This window comes from Gardnerella sp. DNF01204, assembly GCF_049244145.1.
GTDB classification, from domain to species: domain Bacteria; phylum Actinomycetota; class Actinomycetes; order Actinomycetales; family Bifidobacteriaceae; genus Bifidobacterium; species Bifidobacterium vaginale.
In genome coordinates this window covers 1011434-1029280 of the sequence record NZ_CP058379.1, presented here as the reverse complement: position 1 = coordinate 1029280, position 17847 = coordinate 1011434, and the positions used below count along the sequence as shown (strand labels likewise).

The 17847-nt window shown below is 44.7% G+C and carries 16 protein-coding genes; 14 read left to right on the top strand and 2 right to left on the bottom strand.

Features of this window, described 5'->3' with window-relative positions; all coding sequences use genetic code 11:
* Positions 1-73: 73 nt before the first annotated feature.
* The 11 genes from rpmE (at position 74) to HXT46_RS03970 (ending at position 11083) form a co-directional block, all read left to right on the top strand.
* Entirely contained in the window at positions 74-286 is a 213-nt protein-coding gene (rpmE, locus tag HXT46_RS04020) for a 50S ribosomal protein L31 (RefSeq protein WP_004114884.1), read from the top strand.
* 142 nt (positions 287-428) lie between these two features.
* Complete coding sequence (gene prfA, locus HXT46_RS04015; RefSeq protein ID WP_004114886.1) at positions 429-1526, top strand: peptide chain release factor 1; 1098 nt, start codon at positions 429-431, stop codon at positions 1524-1526.
* 69 nt (positions 1527-1595) lie between these two features.
* Positions 1596-2495 (top strand): peptide chain release factor N(5)-glutamine methyltransferase, encoded by a 900-nt coding sequence (gene prmC / locus HXT46_RS04010; protein WP_075038871.1) that lies wholly within the window; start codon positions 1596-1598, stop codon positions 2493-2495.
* The gene (locus tag HXT46_RS04005) at positions 2488-3162 is read left to right on the top strand and encodes an L-threonylcarbamoyladenylate synthase (protein WP_421785677.1); all 675 of its coding nucleotides are present in this window, start codon (positions 2488-2490) and stop codon (positions 3160-3162) included. The genes prmC and HXT46_RS04005 overlap by 8 nt, the downstream gene beginning before the upstream one ends.
* Entirely contained in the window at positions 3159-4262 is a 1104-nt protein-coding gene (locus HXT46_RS04000; RefSeq protein WP_004113078.1) for an MraY family glycosyltransferase, read from the top strand. Before HXT46_RS04005 ends, HXT46_RS04000 begins: the two co-directional genes overlap by 4 nt.
* A gap of 81 nt (positions 4263-4343) precedes the next feature.
* On the top strand, positions 4344-5888 hold the full coding sequence (gene guaB, locus HXT46_RS03995) for an IMP dehydrogenase (protein WP_004114891.1): 1545 nt from the start codon (positions 4344-4346) through the stop codon (positions 5886-5888).
* Between the two features lie 183 nt (positions 5889-6071).
* Positions 6072-6311 (top strand): hypothetical protein, encoded by a 240-nt coding sequence (locus HXT46_RS03990; RefSeq protein WP_004120033.1) that lies wholly within the window; start codon positions 6072-6074, stop codon positions 6309-6311.
* Positions 6312-6321: 10 nt separating this feature from the next.
* Positions 6322-6699, top strand: a complete 378-nt coding sequence (locus HXT46_RS03985) for a hypothetical protein (protein WP_004114894.1) — start codon at positions 6322-6324, stop codon at positions 6697-6699.
* Positions 6700-6770: 71 nt separating this feature from the next.
* Entirely contained in the window at positions 6771-7478 is a 708-nt protein-coding gene (orn, locus tag HXT46_RS03980) for an oligoribonuclease (RefSeq protein WP_075038870.1), read from the top strand.
* A 39-nt stretch (positions 7479-7517) separates the two neighbouring features.
* On the top strand, positions 7518-8981 hold the full coding sequence (locus HXT46_RS03975) for a PIF1 family DEAD/DEAH box helicase (RefSeq protein WP_421785674.1): 1464 nt from the start codon (positions 7518-7520) through the stop codon (positions 8979-8981).
* Positions 8982-9253: 272 nt separating this feature from the next.
* Positions 9254-11083 carry a proline--tRNA ligase gene (locus HXT46_RS03970; protein WP_421785672.1) on the top strand — a complete coding sequence of 610 codons (1830 nt, stop codon included), beginning with the start codon at positions 9254-9256 and terminating at the stop codon, positions 11081-11083.
* 206 nt (positions 11084-11289) lie between these two features.
* On the opposite strand, the gene HXT46_RS03965 is transcribed toward HXT46_RS03970, so the two are convergent.
* Positions 11290-11934 (bottom strand): single-stranded DNA-binding protein, encoded by a 645-nt coding sequence (locus tag HXT46_RS03965; protein WP_020760050.1) that lies wholly within the window; start codon positions 11932-11934, stop codon positions 11290-11292.
* A 393-nt stretch (positions 11935-12327) separates the two neighbouring features.
* Here HXT46_RS03965 and HXT46_RS03960 point away from each other — a divergent pair, with 393 nt between their 5' ends.
* Positions 12328-13539: a 1,4-beta-N-acetylmuramidase gene (locus HXT46_RS03960; protein ID WP_421785670.1), complete on the top strand. Its 1212-nt coding sequence runs from the start codon at positions 12328-12330 to the stop codon at positions 13537-13539.
* Between the two features lie 101 nt (positions 13540-13640).
* Here HXT46_RS03960 and HXT46_RS03955 read toward each other — a convergent pair whose 3' ends face one another.
* On the bottom strand, positions 13641-15773 hold the full coding sequence (locus HXT46_RS03955) for a M13 family metallopeptidase (RefSeq protein ID WP_004114911.1): 2133 nt from the start codon (positions 15771-15773) through the stop codon (positions 13641-13643).
* A 91-nt stretch (positions 15774-15864) separates the two neighbouring features.
* On the opposite strand from HXT46_RS03955, the gene map reads away from it, so the two are divergent.
* On the top strand, positions 15865-16638 hold the full coding sequence (map, locus tag HXT46_RS03950) for a type I methionyl aminopeptidase (protein WP_004138346.1): 774 nt from the start codon (positions 15865-15867) through the stop codon (positions 16636-16638).
* A 60-nt stretch (positions 16639-16698) separates the two neighbouring features.
* Positions 16699-17841: a peptide chain release factor 2 gene (prfB, locus tag HXT46_RS03945; protein ID WP_004120869.1), complete on the top strand. Its 1143-nt coding sequence runs from the start codon at positions 16699-16701 to the stop codon at positions 17839-17841.
* Positions 17842-17847 lie beyond the last annotated feature (6 nt).

Below are 17847 nucleotides of genomic sequence, written 5' to 3'. Positions count from 1 at the left end.
AACGAAGGTTCCGGTTCACGCTTAGCTATTGGGGCTTTGCGACCCGGGTCGCCCGAATTCCATAGGAGACATTATGAAGCAGGGTATTCATCCCGACTATCACGCAGTGCAGGTTACCTGCTCCTGCGGAGACACTTTCGTAACTCGTTCCACCGCAAATGGCGATCATATGACGGTTGACGTGTGCTCAAAGTGCCACCCATTCTATACCGGCAAGCAGAAGATTCTCGACACCGGCGGCCGCGTGGCTCGCTTCGAGAAGCGCTACGGTAAGAAGACTAAGTAGCTTTTTAAACGCCAGCCCTGCTTTCGTGTAACTCGCGGAATCGGGGCTGGCGTTTTATGTGCAACATACATGCGTCTTACAATATTTAAATTTAATATTTTCGATTCAAAATCCGCGTTATGCGCGACTACAAAGGAATATGATGGCTGAGTCAGTAGAGGAACAGTTCCCAGCAGCGGTTACAGCTCTAAACGAATACCGCGATATTGAAAATCGCATGGGAGAGCCAGAAGTAGCGTCTAATCCAGACGCAATTCGCAAGCTCGGTCGTAGACACGCAGAACTCGGGTCAATCGTAAGCGCGTACCTAAATTACAAGCAGCTTTGCGAAGACTACGAAGTAGCTAGCGAAATGGCAAGCGAAGACGAAGACTTAGCAAAAGAAGCAAAACAATTAGAAGAACAAATTCCAGCAGCAAAAGAAAAGTTGCGCACAGCGCTGATTCCTAGAGATCCAGACGATGCGCGAGACATGATTATGGAAATCAAAGCTGGTACGGGCGGCGAAGAAGCGGCTCTGTTTGCTGGAGATTTGTTGCGCATGTACATGCGTTACGCGGAAAAGCGCGGTTGGACTACCGTAATCCAAAGCGAAAATTCGACGGAACTTGGCGGCGTAAAAGACGTGCAGCTTGCGATTCGCGCAAAAGGTACGCCTGCTCCAGAAGACGGCGTGTGGGCAAGCATGAAATACGAGGGCGGCGTGCATCGCGTGCAGCGAATCCCAGTAACTGAATCGCAAGGGCGTATTCAAACTTCCGCGGCTGGTGTAATCGTGTTCCCAGAAGCAGACGAAGACGACGACGAAATCGAAATCGATCCAAAAGACCTGAAAATCGACATCTTCATGAGCTCTGGTCCTGGCGGACAGTCCGTGAACACTACTTATTCCGCTGTTCGTATGACACATATTCCAACGGGAATTGTTGTTAGCATGCAAGATGAAAAGTCGCAGATTCAAAACCGTGCGGCGGCTCTTCGCGTGCTAAAGTCGCGTTTGCTTGCCATGAAGCACGAGCAGGAGGCAGCGGAGGCGGCAGATATGCGCCACTCGCAGGTGCGCTCGTTAGACCGTTCTGAGCGAATCCGCACATACAACTTCCCAGAAAATCGTATCGTGGATCATCGCACAAACTACAAGGCATACAATCTTGACCAGGTGCTTAACGGCGATTTGCAGCCTGTTATAGACAGCGATATTCAGGCGGATGAAGCCGATCGCTTAGCTAAAGCCAAGTAAGTAGTAATATCTTTAAACTCGTTGCTTGTGTTGGCTTGTAGGAATTAGCTTCTAGGAATTGCTTGTATTATGCGCGAACTCTTGCAAAATGCTATTGCGTGTCTTTGTAAAGCAGGCGTAGATTCTCCACAATATGATGCGCGTGTACTTTTAGCACACGCTTGTGGCGTAAGTTTGGCAGACTTAAACAAAGCGCTAATACTTGGCGATTTTAAGAATTTTTCGCACGATTACGCTAGCAAATATAGCGATTTTATATCTAGACGTGCTTCGCGCGAGCCATTGCAACATATTATTGGATGCGCTACTTTTCGCTACATAGACCTAATAGTTGGCAAAGGCGTTTTTGTGCCGAGGTCCGAAACAGAAGTGGTAGTTCAAGAGGGAATAGATTGGATTCGCGCAAATAATCTAAAAAATCCTATTGTTTTAGACTTGTGTGCAGGCTCGGGAGCGATTGGATTATCGGTTGCAAGCGAAGTTGCAGATTCGCAAGTGTGGGCTGTGGAAAAGTCGCCAGAAGCTTTTGAATATTTGCAAAAAAACTACAACAAAATCGCGGAAAAATATGATATTTCAAACAGATATCACGCAATATTAGGCGATGCTACAAACGTTAATCTGCCTGAAAAAGCTGCGATTAAAGAGAAAGTAGACGTAGTAATCACAAATCCGCCGTATGTGCCAGAAAGCCAGCCAGTAGAGCAGATTGAAGCTCGCGACTACGACCCAAAAATAGCGTTATATGGTGGATCTCAAGACGGGCTACTAATACCGCAAAAAATTGTAAAAGCGAGTTTTGCATATTTGCGTAGGGGTGGAATAATGATTATGGAACACGATATTACGCAAGGAGAAGCGCTTGCAGATTATGCAAAAAACGTAGGATTTAGCAGCGCAAAAGTCAAAAACGACTTAACAAACAGAGCAAGATTTGTAGTATGCAAAAAAGAGGCTAAAAATGAGTAAAATTTGCACGATTAACGAAGAATCATTGCAACTCGCAGCGCAAATAATAAACGCAGGCGGCGTAATCGTAGTGCCAACAGACACAGTTTACGGAGTAGCATGCGACCCATTTAACGAGGATGCAGTAACGAAAATCTACCAACTAAAGCGCAGACCGCGCACAAAAGCCTTGCAAATACTTATGAGTAGCGTAAGTGACCTAGAAAAACTTGGGCTTTACTTGCCAAGCCCACTAGACGTACTTACGGAAAAATTCCTGCCAGGCGGATACTCACCAATCGCGCGCGCAAAAAAAGATTCGGTAGCTACAAGGCTTGCTACGCTTTGTAAAGCAGATGAGAGCAGTGAGCAAAACAAAATCCAAGCTGAAGCAACGCAAGGCGTGCGCGTGCCAGATTGCCCAGAATTAATGCAAATTTTAAGAGTTACGGGCCCTTTGGCTGCATCTAGCGCAAATCGCAGCGGAAACGAGAGCGCAGACAGCGTAGAAGAGGCAGTAGCAGCTTTTGGAGACGAAATTCCGCTGTATTTAAATGCTGGTCCAACTCGCTCACACGTAGCAAGCACAGTAGTTGGCGCGGATGCAAGCGATAAAGACGGAATTGTGATTTTGCGCGAAGGCGTAATAAGTGAAGAACAGATAAGAGCAGAAAGTCGCAAGAAATGAGGGTATACCTGTTTATAGCAGCAATCGCAGGAGGCGCAACTTGGCTAATAATGCCGCTTGTACGTCATCTTGCGATTCGCATAGGAGCCGTAGGAAAAGTGCGCGCTCGCGACGTGCACACAATACCTACGCCACGTATGGGTGGAGTGGGAATGCTATTCGGCTTTGCTGTATCAATGGCGTTTGCAAGCTCCATGCCTTTTATTTCAGGGCTTTTTACAGGAACACACCAGCCGTGGGTAGTTTTAGCTGGAGCTGTACTCGTATGCCTTTTGGGTGTTTGTGACGACATTTGGGACTTAGATTGGATGCTAAAACTTGCAGGTCAATTGCTAATAGCTGTTTTTGTAGCATGGGGAGGGCTTCAAATCGTAACATTGCCGCTCGGCTCTCTAGTTACAGCGTCTCCAAGTCTTTCAATCGCAATAACCGCAATACTAATCGTGGCTTCAATTAATGCAGTCAACTTTGTAGACGGACTAGATGGGCTGGCTTCTGGAATTGTGGCAATAGGCGGAATCGCCTTCGCAACATACTCTTATATTCTTGCGCGCACATCTCCAAGCTACGCTTCAATGGCAACTCTTATAGACGTTGCAATGGTTGGAATGTGCTTAGGGTTTATTTTGCACAATTGGCATCCTGCAAAGCTTTTTATGGGTGATTCTGGCTCCATGCTAATCGGGTATTTAATAACTTGCGCGTCTATTATAATGACGGGTCACTTAGATCCATCTGCAGTGCACACAAGCATCTATTTGCCAGTATTTATGCCGATTTTGCTTCCGATTTTAGTGCTGTTTTTGCCAGTGTTAGACATGTGTTTAGCAATATGCAGAAGGCTTGCAAAAGGGCAGTCGCCAATGCATCCAGACCGCATGCATTTGCATCACAGAATGTTGCGCATTGGGCATTCTGTGCAAGGAGCGGTGCTTATTTTATGGGGTTGGGCGGCGCTTATATCTTTCGGGTCAATAATGATTCTGTTCTTTAAAGCAATTTACGTGCTTGTTGGCATGATTATTGCGGCAGCGCTGCTTACAGTTCTTACAATGATGCCATATTTGCGCAGGCGGCTGCCAGAGCTACGAAATTCGTAAAATAATACTCGAATACTCGCGAATCATAGTTCATGAAACGCGATTTTTACAAACGTCATAGCAAAAACGTATAGTAACCCTATGGCTACAACTGATATGAACACGGAATCCGTGTATGCTCCTGTTCCACCAATTTTCGAGAAGCTCGGCCTTGCTTATGATGATGTGCTGTTGCTTCCAAATGAGACTGATGTTATTCCTTCCGAAGTGGATACAACTACTCATCTAACTCGCGAAATCACTATGAAAGTTCCTGCAATTTCTGCAGCAATGGACACAGTAACCGAGTCCGATATGGCTATTGCAATGGCTCGAAATGGTGGAATTGGTGTTCTTCATCGCAATCTTTCTATAGATGATCAGGCTGCGCAAGTCGATATTGTTAAGCGCAGCGAGTCTGGTATGATTACCGACCCACTCACTGTTCACCCAGATGCAACGCTCGCAGATTTAGATAAATTGTGCGGGCGTTTTCATATTTCTGGTTTGCCAGTGGTAGATAGCGAAAATCGTCTAGTTGGTATTATTACCAATCGCGATATGCGTTTCATTGCTTCCGAAGACTATGATCGTTTGAAAGTCAAAGACGTGATGACTCGCGAAAATCTCGTCACTGGTCCTTCTAATATTTCTAAAGAAGACGCGCATCGTTTGCTTGCAGACAACAAAGTTGAAAAATTGCCTTTGGTTGATGCAGAAGGCAAGCTTACTGGTTTGATTACTGTTAAGGATTTTGTGAAGACTGAGCAGTATCCAGATGCTACTAAGGATGATCAGGGTCGCTTGCGCGTGGCTGCTGGAATTGGCTTCCTTGGAGATGCTTGGCAGCGTGCGTGCGCGCTTATGGAAGCTGGAGTTGACGTGCTTGTGGTTGATACCGCAAACGGAGAGGCTCGATTGGCTCTCGATATGATTCGCAGAATTAAGGCAGATAAGGCGTTTGACGGAGTACAAATTATTGGCGGAAATATTGCTACTCGCCAAGGCGCTCAGGCTATGATTGATGCCGGCGTCGACGCTGTAAAGGTTGGCGTTGGACCAGGCTCTATTTGCACTACGCGCGTTGTTGCAGGCGTTGGTGTGCCTCAGCTTACTGCTGTTTATGATGCGGCTCAGGCTTGCAAGGCTGCTGGCGTTCCATGCATTGCTGATGGTGGTATTCACTATTCTGGCGATATTGCTAAGGCTTTGGTTGCTGGCGCTGACACCGTTATGCTCGGCGGCACTTTGGCTGGTTGCGAGGAAGCTCCAGGTGAAAAGGTTTTGCTTCACGGCAAGCAGTATAAGCTTTATCGTGGCATGGGCTCGCTTGGCGCAATGGCTCCTCGCGGTAAGAAGTCTTATTCTAAGGATCGTTACTTCCAGGCAGACGTTACTAGCTCCGACAAGGTGGTTCCAGAAGGCGTGGAAGGCGAAGTTCCATATCGCGGTCCACTTAACGCTGTGCTTTACCAGTTGCTTGGCGGATTGCATCAGTCTATGTTCTACGTTGGTGCGCACAATATTAAGGAAATGCAAGAGCGCGGTCGCTTTATTCGCATTACGGATGCTGGTCTTCGCGAATCGCATCCTCACGATATTGTGATGACTGCAGAAGCGCCAAACTACAGCGGTTTCCACAACTAAATCGTAAGTTGCGTAAGTTGCGCGTATAAGTTGCGTATAAATCGCAAGTAATTTTGCATTAAACGGCGAAGAGTTAGCTAAGTCTTTTTTGCTACTTTCTAACTTTTCGTCGTTTTTGTTTTGACAATTCGTATAAAATTATTGTATAGTTAGTGGGATATCCCACTAAAAATGAGGTGTTTTGTGGAAGTAGTGAAAGATTATGACGTTCGTCTTGATAGTAAAAAGCGTGTAACTCTGCGCGGAGCTAAATACCCTTATTACAATGTTAAAGAATGTGATAATGGTTGTATTTTATTAGAGCCACGTGAGCTTACTATTCCTAAGAGTATCTCTTCTAAAACTCTTAAAAGTATGGATGAAGCAATCCGCAATTTTAAGATTGGCAAAGTCTCTGAACCTGTTGATCTCTCTGACTTCTAGGAGTAAGTGAATGAACTTCAATATTAGAATGGGTATTCCAGAGATGTCTAATATTTGGGAGAGATTGAAGAAAGAGTTTCTAGAAGGCAGTATAAGTAAAAAAGATCTTTCTCTTTATAAGAAATGGGGAAAATCTATGAAACTTTTATCTGAAAATCCAAGGCATCCAGGATTGCATACTCATGATATTGAAGAATTGACAAATAGATATGGTGTTAGAGTTTGGCAATCCTACTTGGAGAATAAAACAAGTAGTGCAATGAGAATGTATTGGGTTTATGGTCCAGATCATATGTCAATAACTATTATCGGTTTAGAGCCTCACCCTGAAGATAAGAAAAATGGATCATATTCTAGAATTTCACTTTCTGATATGCCAGAGATGTGATTTTAGCTGTTAGTCGTCGCTGGGAAGATGTAGGCTGATGGGTTCGAAAAAATATTAGGAAAGGAACGAAAATGGCTGAAGCTAAGGAAGATCTTACGTTTACGCCGGAAGAATCGCGCTTAATTTGGATTGATTGCGAGATGACGGGACTCGATATTTTCCACGACGAATTATGCGAAGTATCTGTAGTTCCAACTGATTTTAATTTGAAAGTTCTAGACGACGGAATTGATTTAGTGATTAAGCCGAGCGATGCTGCTGTGGCTCATATGAACGATTTCGTACGCAATATGCACACTTCTTCTGGGCTTGTTGACGAATGGAATAAAAACGGTTTGCCGCTAGAAGCAGCGCAAAAGCAGGTAGTTGAGTACGTAAAGCGCTTCCTGCCAGAGCGCGGAAAAGCGCATCTTGCTGGAAACTCCGTTGGCTCCGACAAAAAGTTCCTCGACCGTTACATGCCAGATTTAATGGCAAATCTGCACTATCGCGTAATCGACGTAAGCACGTTGAAGGAGATTTCGCGCAGACTTTACCCAGACGTTTACCGCAATAAGCCGGCAAAACATGGCGGCCACCGCGCGCTCGCGGATATTATTGAGTCGATTGACGAGTTGAGATATTACCGTGACATGATGTTCGTTCCAGCTCCAGGCCCAAGCGAAGCACAGGCAAAAGCTGGCGCACAGCACATTGAGAGCACGAGCTTGCTTCGTGACTATGAGCGCCGCGGTGAAGCATTAGAAGACGTAAATTCCGCAGAAAAGCGCGACTATTAAACAAAGCGCGACTACTAAACGCAATAAAAGGTACTGCCAATGAAGCAATCCGAAGCCCTAACCATAATCAACGCTGGTGCAAGCGTTTTCATTACCGGCGCTCCGGGTGCAGGTAAAACCTACGTATTAAACGAAGCTATTCGCGCAATGAGAAAAAACGGTTTAAACGTGGCTGTAACGGCTTCTACCGGAATCGCAGCAACGCATTTAAACGGTCAAACCATTCACTCGTGGAGTGGAGTTGGAGTTTCAAACGCGCTTAGCGATTCGCTTCTTAAAACCATTAGAGCTAGGCGAGGGAAACGCATAAAAGCCACGGAAGTGCTCGTGTTGGATGAAGTTTCAATGATTCACGCGTGGCTTTTTGACATGGTTGATGAAGTATGCCGTAAAGTGCGCAAAAATTCTGCTCCTTTCGGCGGACTTCAAGTAGTTATTTCGGGAGATTTCTTCCAGCTGCCTCCTGTGAGTACTTCTATGCGAAATCGTGATGTGTTCGAGCCAAGTCCAGAGTTTATTGAGTCGCGCGAAGAGTATGCTGCTGCTGGCAAAAATCCAGAAGGCTATATTACGGAATCTTTCGCCTGGGATGCTTTAAAGCCTGTTGTGTGCTATTTAACTGAGCAACATCGTCAGGATGACGGCAAATTGCTTGAAGTTTTGACGGATATTCGTGGCGGTCTTGTAAGCGACGAAGATAAGCAAGTGCTTGCCAGTCGCCTTGGTGAGTATCCGCAAGACGATGAAGTTTCAGTGCATCTTTTCCCTACGAACTCACAAGCAGATGGCTTAAATAATGTGCAGCTTGCGGCAATTGATGCTGAGCCTCACGAATTCGTGGCAACAGAAGCCGGCCCTAAAAATCTCGTCGAGCGTTTAAAAAAGAATATGCTCGCTCCAGAACGGCTTGTATTAAAGGTTGGAGCTGCAGTGATGGCGTTGCGAAATGATCAAGATAAGCAATATGTGAACGGCTCGGTTGGGCGAGTTTTGAGATTCGCACCTGAATCTAAAGGCGGATGGCCGATTGTTGAGTTTGAAAACGGCAATATTGTCACTCTTAAGCCGGCTGCTTGGGAAATGACGGATGGTGAGACTGTTCTTGCTAGCATAAATCAAGTGCCACTTAGATGCGCGTGGGGAATTACGATTCATAAATCGCAAGGTATGACGCTTGACAGTGCGGTAATGGATTTGCGTAGAACTTTTGCTCCCGGAATGGGATATGTGGCGCTTTCTCGCGTGGAAAATCTGGGCGGGCTTTATTTGGAAGGTATTAACGATCGCGCGTTTAGTGTTTCGGCGGATGCTGTGATTCTTGATAGCTCTTTACGTGAGGCTTCTAAACGAGCTAGTGAGATTCTTGCAAACGAGGGCGCTTGCGCGTTTACAAATAATGCGAATAGCGCGAATGGCGATTCTGCCAATCAACAAGAGTTTGATATTTTCGCCTCTAGTGATTACGCGTATAATGACGAATTTTCCTTCGACGATGAGTTCTAGCTTTTTGTAGCTCTAATCGTTGTTTTTAGCTACAAAGTCGGGAAAATCTTCCGCTTTTTGTAGCTCTAATCGTTGTTTTTAGCTACAAAGTCGGGAAAATCTTCCGCTTTTTGTAGCTCTAATCGTTGTTTTTAGCTACAAAGTCGGGAAAATCTTCCGCTTTTTGTAGCTCTAATCGTCGTTTTAAGCTACAAAGTCGGGAAAGTGTTATTGCTATTGTTTAATAGTGTAAACAAGTGTTTATGTCCTCATGCGCAAATAGATTGGAACGCATGAATTCCAATGTACTTCGTATGTCTCAGCTGTTCCTTCGTACGCTGCGCGAGGATCCAGCAGACGCGGACGTAACTTCCGCAAAACTTATGCAGCGCGCAGGCTATATTCGTAAATCCGCTCCAGGTGTGTGGACTTGGTTGCCGCTCGGACTCAAGGTTTTAAACAAGGTTCAGGCGATTATTCGCGAAGAAATCAACGGTATCGGTGCGCAGGAGGTCCACTTCCCAGCGCTTCTTCCACGTGAGCCTTATGAGGCGACAAACCGTTGGGAAGAATACGGTGACAACATTTTCCGCCTTAAGGATCGTCATGAGGCTGACTATCTTCTTGCTCCAACGCACGAAGAAGTTTTCACGCTCCTTGTTAAGGATATGTATTCTTCTTACAAGGATTTGCCAGTTACTTTGTATCAGATTCAAACGAAGTATCGCGACGAATTCCGTCCTCGCGCAGGTCTTATTCGCGGCCGCGAGTTTATTATGCAGGATGGTTATTCGTTCTCGATTGACGAAGATGGTTTGAAGTCTGCTTATGTTGAAGAGCGCGCTGCTTACGCTCGAATTTTCGACCGTTTAGGCATTAAATATGTGATTGTTCACGCTGTTTCTGGCCCTATGGGTGGTTCTGATTCTGAGGAATTCTTGGCTCCAATGGCAATTGGCGAAGATACTTTTGCGCTTGCTCCTTCTGGAAAAGCTTGGAATGTTGAGGCTTTGACCACACCAGAAATGCAAGATGTTGACTGCTCGGCAGCTCCTAAAATGGAAGCTCTTGATACTCCAGATGCTAAGACGATTGAAGCTTTGGTTAAAGTTTCTAACGATTTGCATCCACGCAAAGACGGCCGCGAATGGCAAGCAGACGACACTTTGAAGAATCTGATCATTGCTGTTAAGCATCCGGCTGATGCTGAGGGCGGCGAACACGAGGAGCCATGGCGCGAAATCGTGGCTATTGGTATTCCAGGTGACCGCCAGGTAGATATGAAGCGTCTTGAAGCTCAGTTTGCTCCTGCAGAAATTGAAGAAGCAACTGAGGATGATTTGAAGGCTCATCCTGAGTTTGTTAAGGGATACATTGGCTTTAGCGTATTAGGTCCTCAAGCTCGCAAAGAGGGTAGTGGAATTGAAAATCCTGTCCGCTACTTGATGGATGCTCACGTTGCAAAGGGTAGCGCTTGGATTACAGGAGCTGACGAAGACGGAAAGCATGTTTATAACGCTGTTTACGGCCGCGATTTTGAGGATGATGGTGTTGTTGAAGCAGCCCAGGTTCGCGATGGCGATATGAGCCCAGATGGTTCCGGTCCATTGAGCTTCGAACGCGGTGTTGAGATTGGTCAGGTGTTCCAGCTTGGTTTAAAGTATTCTAAGGCTTTGGGCTTAAGCGTTCTTAACGAAAACGGTAAAGCTGTACCAGTTTGGATGGGCTGCTATGGTATTGGCGTTAGCCGCGTGATTGCATGCTTGGCAGAAACGCATCACGATGATGCTGGTCTTGCATGGCCTATGGCGATTGCTCCAGCTCAAGTTCACGTCGTTGCTACAGGCAAGGATCAAGTTGCTTTCGATGCTGCTGAAAAAGTTGTTGAAGAGCTTAGTAAGCAGGGAATTGAAGTAATCTTCGACGACCGTCCAAAGGTTTCTCCAGGTGTGAAGTTTAAGGATGCTGAGCTCGTTGGCGTTCCGCTGATTGCTGTAGCCGGCCGCGATACTGTGAACAATGGAACGATTGAAATCCGCGATCGCAACGGTTCAAACGTTGAGGCAGTTCCAGTGGATGAGGCTGCTGCTCGAATTGTAGAGCGCGTTCGCGAACAGTTGTAATCGCAATAACTGTTAACAACGAATCAGCGATTAAGCAATTAAACTATTAAACAATTAAACGACTAAGCAATATTGCCGTTGGTGTAATGCTTTGCATATTATACGCATTATTTTCAGCGGCAATATTGCTATGAATAGTAAAAAATTATATAAATTATTAGAATAGAATGTTAATGAGTTTTAATGTTTAATTCTATTAAAACTTTCTAAAAATCATTTACACCTCCTTCAATATCGTCATAGTGGTTTTCTTCGACTTGTGAGCCGAAATCTATTGTTTCTTTTGCTGAAGATTCAGCATCATAATGGTATTCTTGGCTGTCGTTTTCTTGCGAAGAATCCATAGAATAAGTATTAGCCATAGGGTTTTTCATCGCCAAGCTCAAATCTTGATTGGAATAAGTATCTTGATTTGCCCGATTTTCTTGGTTTATTTGATTAGTGTGATATTTACTATTGTTACTCTGATCGGTTCTTCCACGATTATAAGAGTATTTAGTAAAAGCACTAATTCCTCGATTTAGGTCGTGTCCAATTGCGGTGGCTTCTAGTACAACTCGAGACCGGTCTTCTCCATCTTTGTGCCAGGATTCCGTGTTTAAATTTCCGCACACGACTATCGCATCTCCCTTATGCACGCTTTTTAGCACATTTGCAGCTAAAGACTTGTATGCTTTTACTGTCATCCAAGTTGTCGGTCTATCTTTCCACTGTCTTTCCTCGCTATGGTAGTAAGACGTTGTGCTTCCTATTCTAAGTGAGCATGCTGGTGAGTTTTCGTTGCGACTAAAGTTCACAGGGTCACTACCTACATAGCCGCTGATTGTTAGTGTTGCTTGTTGTTGTGCCATATTCTTAACCTTTCAAAAGTTTGGACTGCGACTAATTTAAATCTCAAAATTCATCACGCAACACGTGTTGATTATTGTGATTTTCAATAAATTCGCCGCAGTAGAATCAACTATGAAGTATCAAAAATAGTTTTGCAAGTTATTTTTATCAATGTGGTTAAAGCCTATGCTTTATGCACATCGTTTAAAAACTCTTGACAAAATATGTAAAACTGAGTAGGCGAGTCTAAAATGTGTAAAATATATGTAGATTGATATACTTAGCGAAAGTAGTTTTTGTTTTTCATTAGCATTGGAAGGTGAAGCTTGAGTTTTTTGCCTACTTGTTTGTGTTATTTGAATCAGGGATTACTGAAAAGTAGTTATTAATCACGTGGAGAGAGGTCTACATTTATGTGGCATAAGTCGCACGTATTTTCTGCAAAGAAATGTTTAGCTGCTGCGGCATCAGCTGTTGCTTGCGTAGCAATGATTGGATCTACTGCCATATCTGCTAGTGCTTTGGTTATAGTGCAAAATCACAGTGTTGCTAATGTTAATACTAATTGGCAAGTTAAGAATCAGTCAGTTGCAAGCTACATTTTAGGTGCAATTCGTGATGTGCGTTCAAAGTATTATGACGATGGCGTTACCCTTATGAACGGTATGACTCTTGCAGATTATGTTACTTCTAAGGGTCTTACAAAAGAACAGTATATTAATGATATTCGCTACGATCGTGCTAATGAAGAGGATGCTTATCGTCGTGCAAATGAGACTGTTCAGCATGGAAAACTTGGACATTTTGCTGCGGATGGTGTGAACCTTCCAAACTACGATGGTCGTAAGGCTTGGGGCGAAAACATTGCTTGGGGTGAAAGCTCAGAAGAATCTATGTCGGATTGGACCGCTGGAGAGGAGTCTGCGTTACACCAATCTAATGGTGCTGAAACTACTTACAATGCTCATCTTTACCAGATTTTGAATCCAGAAAACATTTCCTTCGGATATGGCGAAATAGCAGGTACCAAATACGGAAGAGTATCTGTTTTGACTCTTTCAACTCAGGTTGGAGACACTGACTACCCACAAGGCAAGTTAGGTGTTGCTCCTCACCTTGATTTTGCTTGGATTATTCGTAATAACGATATTGCTGTTGGTGCAAATGCTTACACCGACAAGCAGCTTGAGTATCGTTGGCTTTCCTACAATTTGAATACTAAGCAGTGGGCTACTATTGCTGATTGGAGTACTGGAAACTGGGCTTCTTGGGTTACAAAGCCAGGTGATTATTGGCTGCATTGCGAAGTACGCGATCCTTCTACCAAGAAAGTTATTTTAGAGAAAACAATTGCTTTCCACTACACGGTTCCAAGTCAGACTGTTGTTTCTGGAACTTATGCTGCATGGCAGGGTAATAATGTTCTTCTTGGTGCAACTACTAATAATCCTAATGGTTCTACCAAGATTAAGATTTATGATTACAATGCTAAGCAGTGGGTTGAAGGATTTGATGGTCCTTGGGCTTTGTGGAGCCCACGCCCAGGCATTTACTGGACTCATTTCGAAGCTTACGATGAGAACGGTAATTTGTCGGATGTTAAGACCTACGCTTTCGGCGTGTGAATCTGATTAGTAAATCTGATTAGTATCATTTAAAAAGCCTGCAAACGTTTTAAACGCTTGCAGGCTTTTGTTTACTTATTTACTTTAGTTTTATTTGCGATTTACCAAATGTGTACGCGCTCGCTTGGGTCGAGCCACATCTCGTCGCCTTCTTTAACGTCGAAAGCATCGTAGAACAAGTCAACGTTGCGCGCAATGCCATTAGTGCGGCACTCTGCAGGGGAGTGTGGGTCGATTTGAAGGTATTGCTCCGCAATCTCGTTACGAGCCTTTGAACGCCACACAAGTGCGTAGCTTAAGAAGAATCGTTGCAAAGCAGTGAAACCATCAATCTTAGGAGCGTTCAGCAAAGTTTCGCGAATCGCATCGTCACTTCCGTCGATTTCTTGTCCCTTGCTCTTTTGCAAAGCAAAAGCGTAGGCTTTAAGAGCAATAGTTACTCCGCTTAAATCACCAATGTTTTCGCCGATTGTTAAAGCGCCATTTACGTGAGGCATTGCATCGCGCTCTTCTTTGCTCTTTAAGTGAGAGTATTTAACAATAAGCTGCGTTGGTGTAAAAGCATTGTATTGCTCAATAAGCGTTTTAGTGCGCTCAGTGAAGTTGGTTTTGTCTTCTTCAGTCCACCAATTGTTAAGCACGCCGTCGCCATCATATTCGCAACCTTGATCGTCAAAACCGTGGCCGATTTCGTGACCGATTACGGCACCAATAGCGCCGTAGTTTGCTGCGTCTGGAGCACTCGGGCTAAAGAATGGCGGCTGCAAAATCGCAGCTGGGAACACGATTACGTTAAGCAGCGGATCGTAGTAAGCGTTTACAGTTTGCGGAGTCATCTGCCACTCTTCGCGATCCACAGGTTCTCCAGCTTTTGCAGTATACCTACCAAACACAAATCGAGAAACTTCGCGCATATTCTCAATTAAGCCAGCGTCTTCCTTAATATTTAGCGCAGAGTAGTCAATCCAATGATTAGTATAACCAATATTTGGCTCAAACTTGCTAAGCTTTTCCAAAGCCTTTGCTTTAGTTTCCTCGCCAAGCCAGCTGCTGTGAGAAATCGACTCGCGGTAAGCGTTAATAAGATTGTCAACTAAGCCTTGCATATACTTTTTAGAAGACTCAGGGAAGTGCAAGCGCACGTATTCTTTACCGACTTCCTCGCCGCAAGCATCGTCAACAACTCCGATTGCGCGCTTCCAGCGATCGCGCGGCTTGGTGGCGCCAGAAAGCACTTTGCCGTAGAAGTCGAATCGCGCTTGTGCAAAATCCTCGCTTAACATGCTTGCCCAGCACAAAATCACGTGCACGCGTGCCCAAAGCTTTAGATCTTCTAAGTCGGCTTCTTGCCAAATCTTATTCAATCCTTCTATAAAGCTTGGCTCGTGAACTACTACTTTGCTAAAAGCTTTACGAAAATCTATTGGCTGATTCTTTGCTTCTTCGGAATCGTCGTAAGATTTTTGAGCAGCATCCAAGAATGCGTCAAGATTCAGCGCTTCAAGCGTTTTTGCCAAATCCGCATAATCGTAAGGATTATAAGTTTTTTGAGAATCGCGTGTTGCTACGTTATCCCAGTGGTTGCTTGCGATTTGTGTTTCAACCTTCAAGAAACGTTCCGATTGCTCTCTTGTAGTAGTGGCATCACCGTATCCAGCTAAGCGCAACAATGAAGCCACCATTTTTACGTATTCAGCGCGAATCGGAGCGTAATTATCTTCGCGATAGTATGCTTCGTCTGGCAAGCCCAATCCAGCCTGCTCAATGTGCATAATATTCGTCTTAGGGTCTTTAGGGTCTCCGCAGACGCCAAAAGCAAACATTGCATTTGGACCACCGTATGGAGTAAGAGAAGCAATAGTGCGAACCAGGTCTTCCTTGCTGTTTGCCGCATCAACAGCGTCTAAATCGCTCTTAATTGGCGTAATTCCAGCTTTTTCAATAGATGCAGTATCTAAATAGTTGCGGTATAAGATTCGCGACTTTTTGGCTGGGCAATCTTCGCTTTCTAAAATATCTCGAATTTGCGTCTCTGCATCTTCTGCGAGCTTGTAGAAAGCACCATACATTGGCTTGTCTTCTGGAAGAGTGTAAGTGTCAATCCAAGGACCGTTTACGTAACGGAATAAATCGTCTTGTGGTCGAGTAACCGATGAGAAGGAAGCTGGGTCAAAATTTACAGCAGAAATTTCCTTCTGCGATTCTTTATTATTATTATCATTGTTATTAGGCATGTGCCTAGATTACAAGTATTAAGCGACATCATTAGCTAGTATTTTCGCTATATTTTGCGCTATTTTCGTGCCTGCGCGTTAGTCTTAAATCATGATTGAACTTAAAACTCCATCCGAGATTGAAGCTATGAAGCCTGCGGGTCGCTTCGTTGGTAGTATTCTTAAAGATTTACAAGCAATGACAAAAGTTGGAACAAATCTTCTTGAGATTGATGACTTTGTTCGTCAACGCATTATGAGCCGTAAAGGTGCGTCTTCTTGCTATGTTGACTACGCTCCTGATTTTGGAACTGGTCCTTTTGCGCACTACATTTGCACTTCTGTAAACGATGCTGTTCTTCACGGAGTTCCTTTTGATTACAACCTTAAAGACGGCGATTTGTTGACTCTTGACTTAGCGGTTAACGTTGACGGATGGGTTGGAGATTCTGCTATTAGTTTCGTGGTTGGAAAGCATGCGGATCCTGAAGATTTGCGCTTAATTAAGTGCACTGAGGAAGCACTTGAGGCTGGAATTAACATGGCTCAGCCTGGAAACCGCCTTGGAGACATTTCTGCAGCTGTTGGATGCGTTGCTCACGAGTATGGTTACAGCGTAAACCTTGAGTTTGGCGGTCACGGAGTTGGCCATATTATGCATGGCGATCCGCACGTTCCTAACGATGGCACTGCGCATCACGGCTACAAGCTTCGCCCAGGCTTGGTTATTGCTATTGAGCCGTGGTTCTTAAAGACTACTGACGAGATTTATCAAGATCCAAAAGACGGTTGGACTCTTCGATCTGCTGACGGTTCGCGTGGCGCTCATAGCGAGCATACGATTGCAATTACAGAGAATGGTCCAGAGATTTTGACCGTACGCTAAACTTCGAATAGTAAGTGCGTAAAACGAATAATATAAAATATAAAGAGGTACTTTAAATAAATGGCGGAATTTGATTTTGCCCAAGCGTTAAATGATGTTGAAGCAAAGTATTCTTTGATTTCTAAGGCTTTAGACGTTAATTCGTTGAAGACTGCTATTGCAGATTTAGAAAAGCAGGCTTCGGAGCCTGGACTTTGGGATGATTCTGATCACGCTCAGCAAGTTACGAGTAAGCTTTCGGCAGCTCAGTCTCAATTAAAGCGTTTACAAGCCGTTGAGCAACGCATTGAAGATACTAAGACTTTGATTGAACTTGGTCAGGAAGAAGAGGATGCTGATTCTATGAGCGAGGCTCAAGAGGAGCTTGGCTCTATTGCTCACGAGTTGGACGATATGGAAGTTCAAACTCTTCTTGACGGCGAATATGATGCTCGTGCAGCGGTGGTGACAATACGCTCTGGTGCGGGTGGTGTGGATGCTGCCGATTTTGCGCAAATGCTTCTTAGAATGTACTTGCGTTGGGCGGAACGAAACGGCTACAAAACTAAGATGATGGATACGTCTTACGCAGAAGAAGCTGGTATTAAATCCGCCACTTTCCAAGTTGATGCCCCATATGCGTATGGTCGTCTTTCCGTAGAAGGCGGCACTCACAGAATGGTTCGTATTTCTCCATTCGACAATCAAGGCAGGCGTCAAACTGGCTTTAGTGCCGTAGAAGTAATCCCACTTGTTGAAGCTACAGATCATATTGACATTCCAGATTCTGACATTCGTGTGGATACTTTCCAGGCGTCTGGCCCTGGCGGACAAGGCGTAAACACTACGTATTCCGCTGTGCGCATCACGCATTTGCCAACTGGTTTGGTTGTTTCAATGCAAGATGAGCGCAGCCAGATTCAGAACCGAGCTGCTGCAATGGCGGTTTTGCAATCGCGTTTACTTGTGCTTAAGCATGCTGAGGAAGCAGCGAAAAAGAAGGAGCTTGCTGGAGATATTAAGGCAAGTTGGGGAGACCAAATGCGCTCATACGTGCTTCACCCATACCAGATGGTGAAGGATTTGCGCACTGGCTACGAAACTTCGCAAACTCAGGCTGTTTTTGACGGCGATATTGACGGTTTTATTGAAGCTGGAATTCGTTGGCGTCACGAACAGAGAGTTGCAGCTAAAAAAGAGGCTGAGGAAAAGTCGCAAGCTTAGTCTGCA

What these genes read in the sequence shown, in the direction of transcription:
- rpmE (WP_004114884.1), top strand. Translation starts at nt 74, where the DNA reads ATGAAGCAGGGTATTCATCCCGACTATCACGCAGTGCAGGTTACCTGC.
- prfA (WP_004114886.1), top strand. Translation starts at nt 429, where the DNA reads ATGGCTGAGTCAGTAGAGGAACAGTTCCCAGCAGCGGTTACAGCTCTA.
- prmC (WP_075038871.1), top strand. Translation starts at nt 1,596, where the DNA reads ATGCGCGAACTCTTGCAAAATGCTATTGCGTGTCTTTGTAAAGCAGGC.
- HXT46_RS04005 (WP_421785677.1), top strand. Translation starts at nt 2,488, where the DNA reads ATGAGTAAAATTTGCACGATTAACGAAGAATCATTGCAACTCGCAGCG.
- HXT46_RS04000 (WP_004113078.1), top strand. Translation starts at nt 3,159, where the DNA reads ATGAGGGTATACCTGTTTATAGCAGCAATCGCAGGAGGCGCAACTTGG.
- guaB (WP_004114891.1), top strand. Translation starts at nt 4,344, where the DNA reads ATGGCTACAACTGATATGAACACGGAATCCGTGTATGCTCCTGTTCCA.
- HXT46_RS03985 (WP_004114894.1), top strand. Translation starts at nt 6,322, where the DNA reads ATGAACTTCAATATTAGAATGGGTATTCCAGAGATGTCTAATATTTGG.
- orn (WP_075038870.1), top strand. Translation starts at nt 6,771, where the DNA reads ATGGCTGAAGCTAAGGAAGATCTTACGTTTACGCCGGAAGAATCGCGC.
- HXT46_RS03975 (WP_421785674.1), top strand. Translation starts at nt 7,518, where the DNA reads ATGAAGCAATCCGAAGCCCTAACCATAATCAACGCTGGTGCAAGCGTT.
- HXT46_RS03970 (WP_421785672.1), top strand. Translation starts at nt 9,254, where the DNA reads ATGAATTCCAATGTACTTCGTATGTCTCAGCTGTTCCTTCGTACGCTG.
- HXT46_RS03965 (WP_020760050.1), bottom strand. Translation starts at nt 11,934, where the DNA reads ATGGCACAACAACAAGCAACACTAACAATCAGCGGCTATGTAGGTAGT.
- HXT46_RS03960 (WP_421785670.1), top strand. Translation starts at nt 12,328, where the DNA reads ATGTGGCATAAGTCGCACGTATTTTCTGCAAAGAAATGTTTAGCTGCT.
- HXT46_RS03955 (WP_004114911.1), bottom strand. Translation starts at nt 15,773, where the DNA reads ATGCCTAATAACAATGATAATAATAATAAAGAATCGCAGAAGGAAATT.
- map (WP_004138346.1), top strand. Translation starts at nt 15,865, where the DNA reads ATGATTGAACTTAAAACTCCATCCGAGATTGAAGCTATGAAGCCTGCG.
- prfB (WP_004120869.1), top strand. Translation starts at nt 16,699, where the DNA reads ATGGCGGAATTTGATTTTGCCCAAGCGTTAAATGATGTTGAAGCAAAG.